A 16,840-nucleotide genomic window follows, 5' to 3' on the forward strand; every position below is an offset into this window, starting at 1 on the left:
TAAAGTACAGCGAATTTTAATAAGTGTCAAATTTGTTAACAATTAGGGGAATTAGCAACCTTTTTCTCTTGTCGACGTCTAATGAACGTGGTCAACGAAGGAAAGGGCTATTTGCCATTTCTGCCGTGCTGCATTCAAATGCTAAAGGAGCCAGAGAAAAGAATGAAATTGAATTCGCTAAAAAAAGAGGTTACCCTCCTGCTTGCGTTGATCGTGTTTCTTGCTAGTACGATCGTAGCACCGGCAGCTCACGCGGTATCGACAAGCTCGTCCTTCATTTTACTTTATATCGATAAGTCAGAAGCATTCGTGAATGAGGAGCAAATCCATTTGGAGTCTCCTTCTACAATTATCAATGGCAGTACATTCGTTCCTGCTAAGTTCCTTGGGGATACGATGGGTTTCAAGGTGGAATGGAATGATGCATCTCGGACCATTCAGATGACTCCTCCGGGCTACGACATCGTTCTCGATGCTGATCATAAGATTGTGACGACCAATGGGGTAGATACGCCTTTCAACACGGTTGCTGCGATCGTAAATGGGAAGCTTTTGGTGAAGCTAACTTGGTTAGCAGACTATATGGGTGCGAAGTACAAATATAACAATGAACTCCGTCGAGTGGAAATCGTACACTTTAAGTCGCCTGAGGGTATCTACATTGACCAAGATAGCAACTCCAGACCTGTAGCTAAGTTTGCGACAGCGAAGCCTACATACCGTCTTGGAGAGCCTGTGAAGTATCTCGATCTTAGCTATGATCCCGATGCGGAAGGTATTGCGTCCTATGATTGGGCAGGTAATCAGGAAGCCTTTTTCAAACCAGGTAAATATCCGGTTACTTTGACGGTTAAAGATGGTCACGGACATGTAAGTAAATTGTTCAAAAGCTTTGTAACGGTGGTAAATGAACCTTATTTGACTGAAGTGGAATACCCGATTTATATGAAACCAGTTGGCGGCTTTATTAAGTCGGACTGGGGCACCATTTGGGCGCATTTCAATGAAATGGCTCCATTGCCTAAGAAAGTAACCGAGGTTCCAGGGCGTACGCTGCTAGTGAGCGACAGTCCGGAAGAGTTTACAGAGAGTGGTATTCTGTACCGTGATAACATCAATGGCAAAGCGCGATTGTATGCCGATCACATCAATGGTACGAAGCAGAAGATGACCATGGCGATATTTGCAACGAATAACTCGGATAAACCGGTTAAGATCAAGACAACGAATAAAGGCGAGGTATATCCTTCAGTTTATGCGAATTTGATCGGTAGCGAAGCGTCCGTAGACTTCCTTTTAGGCAATGTGTACACTGACGAACTGACGGTTCCTCCTCATGAGACTTACGTGTATGCGAAGCTTCCGGATTTCTATCCGGGGCAGGGTGTGAACTTATTTTACGATGTGGAAACAGATGGTGAGCTGCAAATCTCGTTCGGTGTGACGGATCGCATGCTGACGCCAACGATTGCACAAGAGCTTCCGTTATTGGGCTTCACGGGCCACGTGCGTGGGACGTTCCCGATATCGGAGATTAAATGGGATATAGACGCCACAAGTTTCGCGAAAACATCGGTACTAACGATTGGGGATAATAAGACGGATCCGTTCGTTAAAGGGTATGACGTGATGCGTAAGCAGAATGTGGAGAACGGCGGTAATTATGGCGTAGTCTATAAAATCCATGCGGATAAACCACGCAAAATGGCTGTTATGATTATGGCCAAAGGCGGCGTGTTCAAAGGACCGTTCAAAATAAACGGTGAGATCATTCCGGTACCATATTCCGGTGTCATTACGGCATTTGACGGAATGGAAGTGCTGGCTCGTACGACGGGTACGGAAGACGCGCTAGACATCGAGTTCACGCCTCCGGCAGGATCGGCATTCCCGATTGACCTGATTTTCTATCCATTGGATGAGAAGAAGTAAGATGAAAAGATAAGAGCCTTTGGAGATCCTAGTGATGCGTGCAGCATAACACTGGGAGCTCAGGAGGCTCTTTTTTTTGTGAACTTGTGGCGGCGGTGAGAGATGGGGAATAAGCTCGGAAATCGAATGATTCGAATGTGAAGTGATCTGAGAGGATGTTTTTCATCGTTAAGTGGAGGAGAAAGAGGGAGAGTAGTACTTTAACGATGAAAAACATGCTTAAGTAAGCAGGATCAGGGATTTAAGCGCGAAAATCGAGAGCTTATTGCTGGGTACAGACTGAGTTAGGCTCAGAAACCGCGCCTAAAGTAACCCCAAGCCACGATGAGGTTGGATTGTGTGGTCTGAGAAGTTGATTAGGAACTTACGGCGGCGGTGAGAAGGGGAGAGTGGGGAGATCCAATAAAAAAACCAGCCGCACGGCCGCTCGTTGAGCAGTCACTGCAGGCTGGTTTTATGTTACAAATTAGACGCGCTCGATGACTTTATCGATGAGTCCGTATTCGGCCGCTTCTGCAGCGCTCATGAAATTGTCGCGGTCTGTATCTTTTTCGATGCGCTCGAAAGTTTGACCCGTGCGCTCAGCTAGGATTTTGTTCAGGTTGTCTCTCATTTTCAAAATACGCTTAGCGCGGATTTCGATGTCTGAGGCTTGACCTTCAGCACCACCAAGCGGTTGGTGAATCATGACTTCGCTGTTAGGTAAAGCGTAACGTTTGCCTTTGGCACCTGCTGTGAGTAGGAATGCTCCCATAGAAGCAGCCATACCAACGCAGATCGTGGATACGTCTGGCTTAATGAACTGCATCGTGTCAAAGATGGCCATACCGGCTGTAATGGAACCGCCAGGGCTGTTGATGTAAAGCGAGATATCTTTATCAGGATCTTGTGCGGCCAAGAAAAGTAGCTGAGCAATGATGGAATTAGCCACAACATCGTTGACACCCGTGCCTAAGAAAATAATGCGGTCCTTCAGCAAGCGAGAGTAGATGTCATACCCTCTTTCACCGCGCGCGTCCTGTTCGACGACCATAGGGATAAAACTCATGAGAATGACCTCCTTGGGGTGGGTACATGGTTTAAAAGATTGATGCGTGGAGTCAATGTCATCATAGAATAATGAAATTGATCTCCGTTGTACATACTGTTTACAGTATCTACAAGTATGATAACGAAAAAACCTCTGAAGGTCAAGAAAGGTCAAACTAACAAATAAAAAAAATCAGCAAGGATGCTGATTTTGGCCATTCTGTTGTTGATCTCGCATTGATCAGGTGTTGATTTGAAGCTGATTCTGCTGTAATTCTTATGAACGCGCCCGAAAGGAATCGAACCTTTATCTCAGGCTTCGGAGGCCTACGTCATATCCATTGGACCACGGGCGCATAAAAAGTTAAAAAGTGAAGCAAGGGTTATTATATGTCAGACGCTCAGAAAAAGCAAGACAGTAAGCCCTTTCAGCCCATATTGGTGAAAAATGTTTGAACAAATGTTGAATCTGGAAAGATTATTGGTTATAATGAAAATGTAAGATATCAGAAAGCATTCACGCGGAACAATCTTCAGTGAATTCATCTTTCTGATGTGGGAATTGTGTAAGGAACTTTTTTTTCGCCCGGGTGGGACGCAAAATGCATACCCGGGACATAAAACGTCCATCGACGGATCAGGAGCGTTATAAGTCGTCATATGAGAGAAATACTTGACATTCAGAAACAGCTCTTGCCGGATCTCATGGACATCATGAAGAAGCGGTACTCGATTCTACATCATATCTTAGTCTCCGGTGTTGTCGGACGAAGAACGTTAGCTTCTTCGCTCGAAATGACTGAACGCGTGCTGCGCGGGGAAGTTGATTTCCTTAAGGAGCTTGGACTTCTCGAATCGGATGCCACAGGGATGAAGATTAGTGAGTCCGGCCGTCAATTGCTTGAAGACATGCAGCCCATCATTAAGATGGCTTTTGGATTGACGGACTTGGAGGAAAGTATTTCTAAGTCGTATAGCATCTCGCAAGTGATTGTTGTCCCAGGAGACTCCGACACTTCGGTATTTACGAAGAAGGAGCTAGGACGTGCAGGTGCAGCAGCACTCCGCAAGTACGTGTCCAAAGATGATGTCATTGCTGTAACCGGTGGATCTACGATGGCGCAGATTGCGAATAACCTGGCGATATCCTCTTCCATGAAAGGCAGCTGGTTCGTACCGGCTCGCGGTGGACTTGGAGAAAGTGTGGATATGCAGGCGAACACCATTGCTTCTATTATGGCCAAGAAAACAGGCGGGAAATACCGATTGCTGCATGTACCGGATCATCTCGGGGAGGAAGCGTACCAATCGCTTATCCAAGATCCGCAAATTCAAGAAGTTGTTGACGCTGTTCGCAGTTGTCGCATCGTTGTACACGGTATCGGGGATGCTATGGTCATGGCACGCAGACGTAAGGTTGACGCCGAGACGACACGCAGTCTGGAAGCCGAGGGTGCTCTCGCAGAGGCGTTAGGGTACTATTTTGACCGCCAAGGAAATGTGGTTCACAAGATGCCAACCGTAGGGCTTCGTCTGGAGGATCTTCAGCGTATTGAAGTCGTTATTGGTGTAGCCGGCGGGAAGAGTAAAGGGGAAGCGATCGCTTCCGTACTTCGTCATGGACAGGAAGATGTTCTTGTGACCGATGAGGCAGCAGCTTTGGAAATTATGAAGCATGTTTAATAAAGACGAAAGACATCATAACGTATGCCTTCATCAGCTGCGTTTTGAAATATATAATTATTTATTTAATCTTAGGAGGAATTGGCTATGACAACAAAAGTAGGTATTAACGGTTTCGGACGTATTGGTCGTAACGTATTTCGCGCAGCTTTGAACAATTCAGAAGTACAGATCGTTGCAGTAAACGATTTGACTGACGTTAAAACATTGGCTCATTTGCTCAAATATGACACAACTCACGGTAAACTAGACGCTACAGTTGAAGCTGGTGAAGGCGAATTGATCGTTAACGGTCGCTCCATCAAAGTTTTTGCTGAGCGTGACCCTGGGAACCTGCCTTGGGCATCTGTAGGCGCAGAAATCGTTATCGAATCTACTGGTATTTTCACAGCTAAAGAAAAAGCATCCCTTCACTTGAAAGGCGGAGCTAAGAAAGTTATCATTTCCGCTCCAGCTTCCGACGAAGATATCACAATCGTACTTGGTGTTAACGAAGATAAATACGATCCAGCAGCTCACACAATTATCTCCAATGCTTCTTGTACGACAAACTGTCTGGCTCCTTTCGCGAAAGTTATCAACGATAGCTTCGGTATCGTAAAAGGTATGATGACAACTGTTCACTCTTACACAAATGACCAATCCGTGCTTGACGTTCCTCATAAAGATCTTCGTCGTGCTCGCGCAGCAGCTGAGAACATCATTCCTTCCAGCACTGGTGCAGCAAAAGCAATCGGTCTTGTTCTTCCTGAACTTAAAGGCAAATTGAACGGTATGGCTATGCGTGTTCCTACACCTAACGTATCCGTTACTGACTTGGTAGTTGAATTGAAAGTTAACGTAACAGTTGACGAAGTAAACGCAGCTTTGAAACAAGCTTCCGAAGGCCCACTTAAAGGCATTCTGAACTACACAGAAGATGCGCTTGTATCCAGTGACTTCAATGGTGACCCAGCTTCCTCCACAATTGATGCTCTTTCCACAATGGTAGTTGGCGACAACATGCTGAAAGTGGTTTCCTGGTACGATAACGAGTGGGGCTACTCCAACCGTGTTGTTGACTTGGTAGCTTTCATTGCGAAAAAAGGTCTGTAATTTCATAAAGCATTAACTGGAAAACCACATGAAGGGGAGAAGCGATTCTCCTCTTTATGTGCGATTTACCCCTTTAAAGGATATAATCGGGAAGTAAACCATACACGTTCAGGAGGCTTTTACGATGAATAAGAAAAGTGTTCGCGATGTTGAAGTAGCTGGTAAAAGAGTATTTGTTCGCGTTGATTTCAACGTACCTGTAGAGAATGGTCAAATCACCGATGATACACGAATCAGAGAAACACTGCCTACGATTAAATTTTTAGTCGAAAAAGGCGCGAAAGTCATTCTTGCAAGTCACTTCGGACGTCCGAAAAGTCAAGTCGTTGAAGAACTGCGTTTAACACCTGTAGCTGCAAAGCTGGCTGAATTGCTTGGTCAATCCGTGATTAAAGCGGATGTATCGGTTGGCGAAATCGTGAAAGCGCAAGTGGATGCTCTTCAAAATGGTGACGTTCTCTTGCTTGAAAACGTTCGTTTCAATGAAGGCGAAGAGAAGAATGATCCTGAATTGGCAAAAGCATTTGCTGAGCTTGCAGATCTGTTCGTGAACGATGCATTTGGTGCAGCTCACCGTGCGCATGCTTCGACGGAAGGTATCGCACACTTCATTCCAGCGGTTTCCGGCTTATTGATGGAGAAAGAGCTTGATGTTCTAGGCAAAGCATTGAACAACCCAGAGCGTCCTTTCACAGCTATCGTTGGCGGATCCAAAGTGAAAGACAAAATCGCTGTTATTGAGAACCTCCTGAACATTGCAGATAACGTCCTTATTGGCGGTGGTCTGTCCTATACATTCCTGAAAGCACAAGGTCACGAAATCGGTAAATCCCTCGTGGATAACGAGAAACTCGACCTAGCGCTTAGCTTTATTGAAAAAGCGAAAGAAAAAGGCGTTAACTTCTTGATTCCTGTGGATATCGTTGTTGCTGATAAATTCGGCGCAGATGCGAACACGCAAATCGTTGGCGTTGACGGCATTCCTGCGGATTGGGAAGGCATTGACATCGGACCGAAAACGCGTGAACTCTATGCAGACGTAATCGCGAAATCCAAGCTGGTTGTTTGGAACGGACCGATGGGCGTATTTGAAATTGAGCCTTTCTCCCATGGTACACGTGCTGTAGCACAAGCTTGTGCAACAACTGAGGGTTACACCGTTATCGGCGGTGGCGATTCCGCTGCTGCAACAGAGAAATTCCACTTGGCTGATCAAATGAACCATATGTCCACAGGCGGCGGAGCTTCCTTGGAGTTTATGGAAGGTAAAGCATTGCCAGGCGTAGTAGCCTTGAACGATAAATAATGATTTTCACAAAGGAGAGTTTATCCCATGAGTAGAAAACCGATTATCGCGGGTAACTGGAAAATGTTCAAAACCGTTTCCGAAGCAGTTAGCTTCGTGAATGAAATCAAAGGCAGCACAGTAGAAGGCGTTGAGAGCGTAATTTGCTCCCCATTCACGAATCTGCCTGCTTTGGTTGAAGCTGCGAAAGGCACTGAGGTTCATGTAGGCGCACAAAACCTGCATTTTGAAGATAACGGTGCTTTCACAGGTGAAATCAGCGGCGTAATGCTGAAAGATCTTGGCGTTGAGTATGTAATCATCGGTCACTCCGAGCGTAGAGCATACTTCGCTGAGACGGACGAAATCGTGAACAAGAAAGTCGTTGCGGCTTTCAAACACGGCTTGAAGCCAATCCTTTGCGTAGGCGAGAAGTTGGAAGAACGCGAAGCGGGTCAAACGAAAGATGTTTGTAAAGTGCAAACAGAAGCAGCTTTTGCTGGTCTTAGCGCAGAGCAAGCTGCACAAGTTGTTATCGCTTATGAGCCAATCTGGGCGATCGGCACAGGTAAATCTTCCACTGCTGAAGATGCACAAGACGTGATTGGTTACATCCGCACATTGGTGAGCGGCCTTTATGGCGCATCCGTTGCAGATACAGTTCGCATCCAATACGGCGGCAGCGTGAAGCCAAACAACATTGCTGAGTACATGGCACAGCCTGACATTGATGGCGCACTTGTAGGCGGAGCGAGTTTAGAGCCAGCTTCCTACATTCAGCTCGTCCAGGGGGCGAAGTAACATGTCGAGACCGAAACCGGTAGCACTCATCATTCTCGATGGCTTCGGACTCCGCTCAGAAGAGCAGGGGAATGCGGTTGCTCATGCTAAAAAGCCTAACTACGACCGTTACTGGTCGAGTTATCCACATACAACCCTTACCGCTTGCGGTGAGGCCGTAGGTTTGCCGGAAGGCCAGATGGGGAATTCTGAAGTAGGACACCTGAACATCGGCGCAGGCCGTATCGTTTATCAGGATCTGACGCGGATTTCGAAATCGATTCGTGATGGTGAATTTTACGATAATGAAACGATTCTAGGCGCATTTCGTCATGCAAAAACAAACGGAAAGAAGCTGCACCTCTACGGGTTGCTCTCCGATGGCGGCGTACATAGTCACATTCAGCATTTATTCGCTTTGCTGGACTTGGCTAAAAAAGAACAATTTGATGATGTGTACATCCATGCTTTCCTAGATGGCCGCGACGTGGCTCCAGATTCTGCAAAGAGTTATATGGCCAGCCTGCAGCACAAAATCATGGAAGTAGGCGTAGGGCATATTGCGACCGTTCAAGGCCGCTATTATGCGATGGATCGCGATAAACGTTGGGAGCGGACGGAGAAATCCTACCGTGCTATGGTTTATGGCGAGGGCCCGGCTTACACAGATCCAATGAAAGCTATTGTTGAATCCTATGAGAAATCGATCTTCGACGAGTTCGTTATGCCAACGGTTATCGTTGGTGAGGATGGCAAGCCGGTAGGTCTTGTAGAATCAGGGGATGCTGTTATCTTCTTTAACTTCCGCCCTGACCGTGCGATTCAGCTTTCGCAAGTGTTCACGAATGAAGATTTCCGCGGTTTTGACCGTGGTCCTAAAGTAGCTAGGAACCTGTACTACGTTTGTCTGACACTGTTCAGTGAATCCGTAGACGGTTTCGTAGCCTATAAGCCTAAGGATCTCGACAATACCCTCGGTGAGGTGCTGGCTCAGAATGGTCTGAAGCAGCTTCGCGCAGCGGAAACAGAGAAATATCCACATGTGACGTTCTTCTTCAGTGGTGGTCGGGATGCTGAACTGCCAGGCGAAACGCGTCTTCTCATTCCTTCGCCGAAAGTAGCTACGTACGATTTGCAACCAGAAATGAGTGCATATGAGTTGGCAGCTGCTGTGGTTAAGGAAGTTGAAGCAGGGCGTCATGACGTGATCATTCTCAACTTCGCTAACCCTGACATGGTAGGTCACTCCGGTTTGCTGGAGCCTACGGTGAAAGCCATCGAAGCAACAGATGCTTGTCTAGGTCAAGTTGTAGAAGCGATCCTCGCGAAAGGCGGCGTGGTGTGCATTACAGCAGATCACGGGAATGCAGATGTTGTTACGAACGCAGATGGATCACGCAACACAGCACATACAACGAATCCTGTGCCTTTTATTGTTACGGACAAATCTGTTACACTAAGAGACGGCGGAATTTTGGCAGATATTGCCCCAACGATGCTAGACTTCTTAGAGGTTACACAACCGGAACAAATGACCGGGACAACCATCATAAAGCGGTAATTCAAACATAATATTAAAGGAGTGTTTTCTAACAATGACGATTATTTCTGATGTTTATGCACGCGAAGTATTGGATTCCCGCGGTAACCCAACAGTAGAGGTAGAAGTATATCTAGAGTCCGGCGCTTTCGGCCGCGCAATCGTTCCTTCAGGCGCTTCCACAGGCGCATACGAGGCTGTTGAGCTTCGTGATGGTGACAAAGGTCGTTACCTTGGTAAAGGCGTTCTGAAAGCCGTTGAGAACGTGAACGAAATCATCGCTCCTGAAATCATCGGTCTAGACGCTCTTGATCAAGTTGGCATCGACCACAAAATGATCGAGCTTGACGGTACTCCTAACAAAGCAAAATTAGGCGCTAACGCAATCCTAGCTGTTTCCATGGCAGTAGCTCGCGCAGCAGCAGACGCTTTGGATGTTCCGCTTTACGTATACCTTGGCGGATTCAACGCTAAGACGCTTCCAGTTCCAATGATGAACATCATCAACGGTGGCGCACATGCCGATAACAATGTTGACGTTCAAGAGTTCATGGTTCTGCCAGTAGGCGCGCCTACTTTCAAAGAAGCTCTTCGCATTGGCGCTGAGATTTTCCATAGCTTGAAATCCGTATTGAAAGAAAAAGGACTTAACACAGCAGTTGGCGACGAAGGCGGATTCGCTCCTAACTTCACTTCCAACGAAGAAGCTATCACAACGATCCTTACAGCAATCGAAAACGCTGGTTACAAACCAGGTGTTGACGTATTCTTGGGTATGGACGTTGCTTCCACTGAGTTCTTCAAAGATGGTAAATACCACCTTGAAGGTGAAGGCAAATCCTTCACATCCGCTGAGTGGGTTGACTTCCTTGCTGCATGGGTTGATAAATACCCAATTATCACTGTTGAAGACGGTTGTTCCGAAGACGATTGGGAAGGTTGGAAATTGCTTACTGAGAAATTGGGTAACAAAGTTCAACTGGTTGGTGACGATCTGTTCGTTACGAACACTGAGCGTCTTTCCAGAGGGATCGAAGAGAACATCGGTAACTCCATCCTGGTTAAAGTTAACCAAATCGGTACGCTTACTGAGACTTTTGATGCGATCGAAATGGCAAAACGCGCTGGTTACACAGCAGTAATCTCCCACCGTTCCGGTGAGAGCGAAGACAGCACAATCGCTGATATCGCGGTTGCTACAAACGCTGGTCAAATCAAAACAGGTGCTCCGTCCCGTACGGACCGCGTTGCGAAATACAACCAACTTCTTCGTATCGAAGACGAGTTGTTCACTGTTGCTCAATACGCTGGTAAAAAAGCATTCTACAATTTGAGAAACTTCAAATAATATTGAACATAATATAGGGATGTTTGAACGGAGTTCAAAGTCTCTCAGATTTAATTAAATACTAAGGGGGTCTGCTGTGTGAGCAACTGGGTGAAAACTATTTTATTTCTGATAGGTTCCGCGTTGCTCACGCACTGGATCCCTTCTTCTTTTTTTCGCAACTTAGACACGATGGTTCATGAGTTTGGGCATGCTGTGGTGACCTTGGCGCTATCTGGGAAAGTGATGTACATTGAGCTCTACCAGGATCATAGTGGGGTTACTTATTCATCAATTACGAAGCAATGGGCGATCATCCCGGTAGCCATAGCAGGTTATATAACGGCATCACTCTTTGCTTGGTTCCTATTCTCGGCTTATTCGAAGGGCAAGCAGCGTTTAGGTTTGCAGGTTATGATTGTGCTGTCCGCTCTCTCGTTAATTTTGTTTGTGCGGAATGGTTTCGGAATCATGTTCTTAGTTGGTTTCATTGCGCTGACAATAATTGTTCTGGCGCTTACGCCAAAGTGGTTGCGTGATTTCTACTACTTACTGCTCGCTTTCTTATGCTTAGAAGAGTCTGTGTTTGGCCCGTTCTCCTTGGTCATCTATGCATGGGGGAATGCGCGACAAGCGGGTGATGCCACCAATTTGGCATTGAATACCGGTATTCCGGCTATAGTGTGGGCCATCCTATTTACGCTTTTTGCATTGTGGTGTGCGAAACAGGCCGTGCAAGCTTTTTTAGGACGTAATAAGCGTGCAAGGAGCTCTAGCCGACAATCACCAACACCATCATACCGTGACTAGAAGAGGAACCACCAGGGTGCCTCCTTGTTGTATTGTAGGACGAACTGTGTTAAAATACTCATGCTAGTTGTATAAGGCAAAGAATAGGCAATTGGGGTGCTAATAACATGGTAATCTTTATGAAAATTTTGTTAATCATAGCTTCGGTTGGATTAATTGCGATTGTACTTTTACAAAAAGGGAAAAGCGCAGGTTTGTCCGGTGCCATTTCCGGTGGTGCAGAACACTTATTTGGTAAGCAAAAAGCACGTGGTATGGAACTATTCATGTCCCGTTTGACAATGGTACTTGCTGCTGCATTTTTCATTCTTTCCATTGTCGTAGCATACGTTGTGAAGGCCTAACACACATAAAACGATAACAGCAGGGGAAATCTACTCCTGCTGTTTTTTCATTTTAAATGGGTGTTAGGAGTAGGAGCTGGTTACCATCGAGAGCAGAATTTACAAGTCGACAGAACCATTCTTTTGGTCAGGAAGTGGAGATAATCAAGAGACAGGCATACTGATGATCCATGGATTCACGGGGTCGCCCTCGGAGTTTAGAAGGATTGGGTATGTGCTCAGAGATGAAGGCTACACCATCCAAGCTGTAAAGCTTCCAGGACACGGTACCTCACCCGAAGAAATGATACGAACCGGATGGACGGATTGGTATGGGCATGTGCTGGAGAGTTATGACGAGCTTGCAGCTAAATGCAAAAGCGTTGTTGTTATGGGACATTCAATGGGCGGTCTGCTCGCCTTGAAGCTGGCAGTGGAACGTCGTGCGGCTGGTGTTATTTCGCTGGCTACGCCTATTTTTCTAACGTCAAGGAAGTCGGCGCTGGCCGTGCTGCTGCAATATTTTATCAAATATGTAGCTAAGAAACCCAAACAAATCTCCACGTTATTAGATGAGTCATGTGCATATACCAAAACGCCGATTCGTTGCGTAGTAAGCCTACGTAAGCTGTTAAAACAAGTGAAAAGCTTGCTGCCTCAAGTCGAAGTACCGATATGGATCGGTCAAGGGAGCAAGGATGGCGTGGTCCATCAGGAAAGCGCAGCGTTTTTACATAAGCGCATTAGTTCCCAAGTGAAAGAACTTCGTTATTACCCAGAGTCATCCCACGGAATGCTGCTGGATCAAGAGAGAGAGCTTATCTATGCCGATATTACTGCGTTTATCCTTTCCCTGAAAGTGGCATACTATGGAGTAAAGGAAACAAGTACGGCGAATTAGAAAGCTAGGCTCAACAACAACAAGAAGGTGAAGAGAGTATGATTACAGATAAAGAAATCATAAGTTTGATGCAAGAAGAGGCTTATAAGCCTATGTCCTATAAAGAACTTGAGAAGCATTTTGGAATTGAAAGTGCGAATGAGTTTAAGGATTTTATTAAATTATTAAATCAGTTAGAGGAAAGTGGTCACATTGTCAGAGGCGGAAATGATCGCTACGGCGTTCCTGAACGAATGAATTTGGTGAGAGGTAAGCTGCAAGCTCATGCGAAGGGCTTCGGTTTTTTAATTCCAGATGATCGGGACCACCCGGACGTATATATTAATGCACATGATCTAAATACCGCGATGAATGGCGACATTGTCTTCGTAAAGGTGACCGCGAGGAGTCAAGGCGGAGGCCGACTGGAAGGCGAAGTCGTGCGAGTTATTACGCGTGCAAATACGCAAATTGTTGGTGTTTTTCAGAGTCAGGAGACGTTTGGGTTCGTGATTGCGGATGATAAGCGTGTGTCTCGGGATATTTTCATCCCTCAGCATGCCTTCATGGGAGCTGTTACGGGGCAAAAAGTCGTTGTCAAGATTGTTAACTATCCAGAGGGCCGTTCTGCGGCTGAAGGGGAAGTTATCGAGATCCTTGGTCACAAAGATGATCCAGGCGTTGATATTTTGGCCATTGTACGTAAACACCAACTACCAGAGGCTTTCCAAGAGAACGTGCTGGCGGAAGCAGATGCCGCACCAGATTCCATTACGGAAGAAGAAATTATTGGTCAAGGACGCCGCGATCTTCGTTCGAAGCGCATTGTAACCATTGATGGTGAAGATGCAAAAGACTTGGATGACGCGGTAAATGTGGAGCTTTTGGAAAACGGGAATCTTCGTTTGGGCGTGCATATCGCCGATGTGAGCTATTATGTGCGGGAAAGTACTGCGCTGGATATTGAAGCATATAATCGCGGCTGCTCCGTGTATTTGACTGACCGTGTTATTCCGATGCTGCCTCATAGATTATCTAATGGGATATGCTCGTTGAACCCTCGTGTAGATCGTTTAACCATGTCTTGCGAGATGGAGTTCGATGAGGATTTAAAACTAGTAAACCACGAAATTTTCACGAGTGTTATTAAAACGAGCGAACGCATGACGTATACGAATGTGCGTAAGCTTCTGACAGGTGAAGCCGAGCCGGAGATTGTCGAGAAATATGCCTACTTGATGGAAGATTTCAAACGAATGGAAGAGCTGGCTGCAAGGCTGCGTTCCAGACGGATGAAGCGCGGGGCGATTGATTTTGACTTCGAGGAGTCTAAAATTATCGTCGATGCCGAAGGCAAGCCTACGGATATTGTGAAAAGAGAACGTTCCGTCGCCGAAATGATGATCGAAGAGTTCATGTTAGCTGCCAATGAAACGGTTGCTGAGCATTTTTCATGGATGAAAGTTCCTTTCTTATACCGTGTTCATGAAGACCCTGATGCTGAAAAGTTGATGAATTTCATGGAGTTTGTGACGAACTTCGGTTACTCGGTTAAAGGGAAAGGGAATTCCGTACATCCACGGGCTTTGCAGGCACTTTTGGAAGAGATTAAAGGGACTCCCGAAGAGACGGTTCTTAGTAAAATTATGCTTCGCTCCATGAAACAAGCTCGCTATGATGCGCAGAGTTTGGGGCATTTTGGTTTGGCGGCGGAATTTTATTCTCACTTTACATCGCCAATTCGCCGTTACCCCGATTTAATTATTCATCGGGTGATTCGCGAAGTGCTGGAAAGCGGCGGTACGTTATCCGAGAAGCGTCATGAATATTTGTCTTCGCGAATGAGTGATATTGCGCAGCAATCATCGGAACGTGAGCGGGTTGCCGTTGATGCTGAACGTGAGACGGAAGCACTGAAGAAAGCTCAATACATGCTGGATAAAGTCGGCGAGGAATTCGAAGGCATTATCTCCAGTGTTACCGGTTTCGGAATGTTTGTGGAGCTCGACAATACGGTTGAAGGCCTGATTCGTCTTAGCGATTTGACGGACGATTATTACAATTTCCATGAGAGACAGTTTGCTCTTATTGGTGAACGTACATCCAAGATTTATCGAATCGGTGATGAGATCAAGATTCGCGTTGCTCGTGTCAATATGGATGAGCATACGATTGATTTTGAACTGCTCGATATGAAGCCTCGCAAAGAGGGCGGGTTTAATCGCGGCGGAGGAAGTTCAAACCGCGGTGGAAAACCTCCATTTAAAGGTGCAGCTGGTTTTAAAGGTTTCCGCGGGGGATCCGATAAAGGCAAACCTGAAAAAGGTAAAGGTGGATTTGCCGCTAAGGGCAAAGGCGGCTATGCGAAGGCTCAGGGCTCCGGTGCTGCAGGTGGAGAGCGCAAGGAAAGAGCCGGAGGTACGTCTGAAGGCAAGGAACGAGCTGGTCAAGGCAAGGAAAGAGCTGAAGGTCAAGGGCGTGGAGCGGGACGTGCTGCAGGTGGCGCAGCGCGTAGAATAGAAGCCGCAGCACGTGGTGAAGGCGGAGCGGGGCAAGGGCTCGGTGAAGGCTCTGGACGCGCAGAGGGCGGTGCAGGACGTGCAGCAGGCGGAGCAGGACAAGGCAAATCCCGGCGCGGTAAGGCAGGGAGCACGCCATGGAGCGAGAAGCGCGGCAAAGGTGGAGCTGGCCGCGGCAAAGCGGGCGGTCCTAAGCTGAGCGAAGGCGGCAGCTTGAGCGCAAGGCTTGAATCTGTCGGCGCGGGGCGGACAGAGAGCGGTGCTGCTCGCGGCGAAAGCAAGCGCGGCCGCGGTGGGATTGCGCTTGGGGGCGAAGCCCAAGCGGGTGGAGGTTCGCCTGCTGCTGAGCGCAGCACAGGTGGTAGTGATTGGGCGAGCGGTGTGAACGCGCTCGCCAAGGGTGGTCGTCGTCGGAGTGACGACGGCGATGGTAGCAAGAAGCGGCGGAGATAACGCCGCTTCTTGCTTTTCCGCCTTGATCTTGCTACAATAGGATGCACATTGTAGCAGTATTTACCTGCATTGAACGTGCGGGAGGAGGGTCTCATGTGGCAACGAAAAAGGCAGATGGCAAATTACTCGCCCAGAACAAAAAGGCTTCACACGACTACTTTATTGAAGAAACGTATGAATGCGGTCTTGTCCTGACCGGCACGGAGATCAAATCCTTACGGGCAGGTAAAGCAAACATAGGCGATAGCTTTTCGACTATTCGCAATGGCGAAGCATTTGTACACAACATGCATATTAGTCCTTTCGATCAAGGCAACCGAAGCAATCCGGAAGATCCAACACGGACGCGGAAGCTGCTCTTAAAAAAGGCGCAGATTGCCAAGATGCTAGGGCAGGCGAAGCAGGAAGGTTATACCCTCGTCCCATTGAAAGTGTATATCCGAAATGGTTACGCCAAGCTTTTAGTTGGCATAGGCAAAGGGAAAAAGCAGTTCGACAAGCGTGAATCTGCAGCGAAAAAGGATGCACAACGAGACATTCAACGTGCGCTTCGTGAGAAGCAGAAGATTGCCAGATAGATGCCAGCTCATACTGGAAGGCAACACCTCAACTTCCATGAACCTAGTCGTTCATTTTTCATCAGCATGTGTTATACTAATTTAGCAGCAAAGATTTGAAAGCAATTTGGCTCAAATGATTATCCTGCTTTTCTTTTACCTTCACCGTCTATGACGGCAACGAAGGCAATCCGGGGGTGTTCTTGGATTCGACGGGGATAGTTTGGGCACGGGTTGCGGGTAGTGGGGCCGCGTCCACTATAAAACGCTAAAGCCTATTAAATGGCAAAACACAAAACAACTACGCTTTAGCAGCTTAATAACCTGTTAGCGTGCTCCTCCTCAGCATCGCCCATGTGACTGGGATAGGGGCTCAACTATAGTGGGATACGACGTTTGGTCTCCGCCTGGGGTCGGACGTAGGAAGACAATCAGGCTGACCCAACGCATAGCCGGTTACGGGGCGCTGCTCGGGTGACATCAAAACTGTGACTACACCCGTAGATGCCTGTGTGGCGATATTTTCGGACAGGGGTTCGACTCCCCTCACCTCCATACAAGTAAAAAAGACACCCTCTCGGGTGTCTTTTTTTTGCGAAGGTTAGGATTAGGGAGTTGAACCCCTCG

General features: G+C 47.1%; 13 protein-coding genes, 1 tRNA gene and 1 other RNA gene. 13 read left to right on the top strand and 2 right to left on the bottom strand.

Annotated features, from left to right (window positions below; translation table 11 throughout):
• Positions 1 to 162 precede the first annotated feature (162 nt).
• Positions 163 to 1,932, top strand: coding sequence for a stalk domain-containing protein (locus GC098_RS04530; protein WP_246358424.1), 1,770 nt, complete (start codon positions 163 to 165; stop codon positions 1,930 to 1,932).
• Between the two features lie 466 nt (positions 1,933 to 2,398).
• Here GC098_RS04530 and clpP read toward each other — a convergent pair whose 3' ends face one another.
• Entirely contained in the window at positions 2,399 to 2,980 is a 582-nt protein-coding gene (gene clpP / locus GC098_RS04535; protein ID WP_029195996.1) for an ATP-dependent Clp endopeptidase proteolytic subunit ClpP, read from the bottom strand.
• A gap of 265 nt (positions 2,981 to 3,245) precedes the next feature.
• Positions 3,246 to 3,317, bottom strand: a tRNA-Arg gene (locus GC098_RS04540).
• A 304-nt stretch (positions 3,318 to 3,621) separates the two neighbouring features.
• Between GC098_RS04540 and GC098_RS04545 the strand changes: the two genes are divergently transcribed.
• From GC098_RS04545 to ssrA, 12 genes are all read left to right on the top strand, one after another.
• Positions 3,622 to 4,644: a sugar-binding transcriptional regulator gene (locus tag GC098_RS04545; RefSeq protein ID WP_171641360.1), complete on the top strand. Its 1,023-nt coding sequence runs from the start codon at positions 3,622 to 3,624 to the stop codon at positions 4,642 to 4,644.
• 87 nt (positions 4,645 to 4,731) lie between these two features.
• Positions 4,732 to 5,739: a type I glyceraldehyde-3-phosphate dehydrogenase gene (gene gap / locus GC098_RS04550; RefSeq protein WP_171641362.1), complete on the top strand. Its 1,008-nt coding sequence runs from the start codon at positions 4,732 to 4,734 to the stop codon at positions 5,737 to 5,739.
• Positions 5,740 to 5,863: 124 nt separating this feature from the next.
• The gene (locus GC098_RS04555) at positions 5,864 to 7,045 is read left to right on the top strand and encodes a phosphoglycerate kinase (RefSeq protein WP_171641364.1); all 1,182 of its coding nucleotides are present in this window, start codon (positions 5,864 to 5,866) and stop codon (positions 7,043 to 7,045) included.
• 27 nt (positions 7,046 to 7,072) lie between these two features.
• On the top strand, positions 7,073 to 7,825 hold the full coding sequence (gene tpiA, locus GC098_RS04560; RefSeq protein ID WP_171641366.1) for a triose-phosphate isomerase: 753 nt from the start codon (positions 7,073 to 7,075) through the stop codon (positions 7,823 to 7,825).
• A gap of 1 nt (position 7,826) precedes the next feature.
• The gene (gene gpmI, locus GC098_RS04565) at positions 7,827 to 9,365 is read left to right on the top strand and encodes a 2,3-bisphosphoglycerate-independent phosphoglycerate mutase (RefSeq protein WP_171641368.1); all 1,539 of its coding nucleotides are present in this window, start codon (positions 7,827 to 7,829) and stop codon (positions 9,363 to 9,365) included.
• Positions 9,366 to 9,399: 34 nt separating this feature from the next.
• Positions 9,400 to 10,692 carry a phosphopyruvate hydratase gene (eno, locus tag GC098_RS04570; protein ID WP_171641369.1) on the top strand — a complete coding sequence of 431 codons (1,293 nt, stop codon included), beginning with the start codon at positions 9,400 to 9,402 and terminating at the stop codon, positions 10,690 to 10,692.
• A 78-nt stretch (positions 10,693 to 10,770) separates the two neighbouring features.
• Positions 10,771 to 11,481, top strand: coding sequence for a M50 family metallopeptidase (locus GC098_RS04575; RefSeq protein ID WP_171641371.1), 711 nt, complete (start codon positions 10,771 to 10,773; stop codon positions 11,479 to 11,481).
• Between the two features lie 107 nt (positions 11,482 to 11,588).
• Positions 11,589 to 11,825 (top strand): preprotein translocase subunit SecG, encoded by a 237-nt coding sequence (gene secG, locus GC098_RS04580; RefSeq protein ID WP_171641373.1) that lies wholly within the window; start codon positions 11,589 to 11,591, stop codon positions 11,823 to 11,825.
• Positions 11,826 to 11,922: 97 nt separating this feature from the next.
• Positions 11,923 to 12,705, top strand: a complete 783-nt coding sequence (locus tag GC098_RS04585; protein ID WP_312879985.1) for an alpha/beta hydrolase — start codon at positions 11,923 to 11,925, stop codon at positions 12,703 to 12,705.
• Positions 12,706 to 12,743: 38 nt separating this feature from the next.
• Positions 12,744 to 15,656 (top strand): ribonuclease R, encoded by a 2,913-nt coding sequence (gene rnr, locus GC098_RS04590; RefSeq protein WP_171641377.1) that lies wholly within the window; start codon positions 12,744 to 12,746, stop codon positions 15,654 to 15,656.
• A 95-nt stretch (positions 15,657 to 15,751) separates the two neighbouring features.
• A complete protein-coding gene (smpB, locus tag GC098_RS04595; protein WP_047679001.1) occupies positions 15,752 to 16,234 on the top strand; it encodes an SsrA-binding protein SmpB in 483 nt (160 codons plus the stop codon).
• 172 nt (positions 16,235 to 16,406) lie between these two features.
• Positions 16,407 to 16,771, top strand: a transfer-messenger RNA (tmRNA) gene (gene ssrA, locus GC098_RS04600).
• The last annotated feature ends 69 nt before the right edge of the window (positions 16,772 to 16,840 follow it).

The organism is Paenibacillus phytorum (genome assembly GCF_013141715.1).
GTDB classification, from domain to species: domain Bacteria; phylum Bacillota; class Bacilli; order Paenibacillales; family NBRC-103111; genus Paenibacillus_E; species Paenibacillus_E phytorum.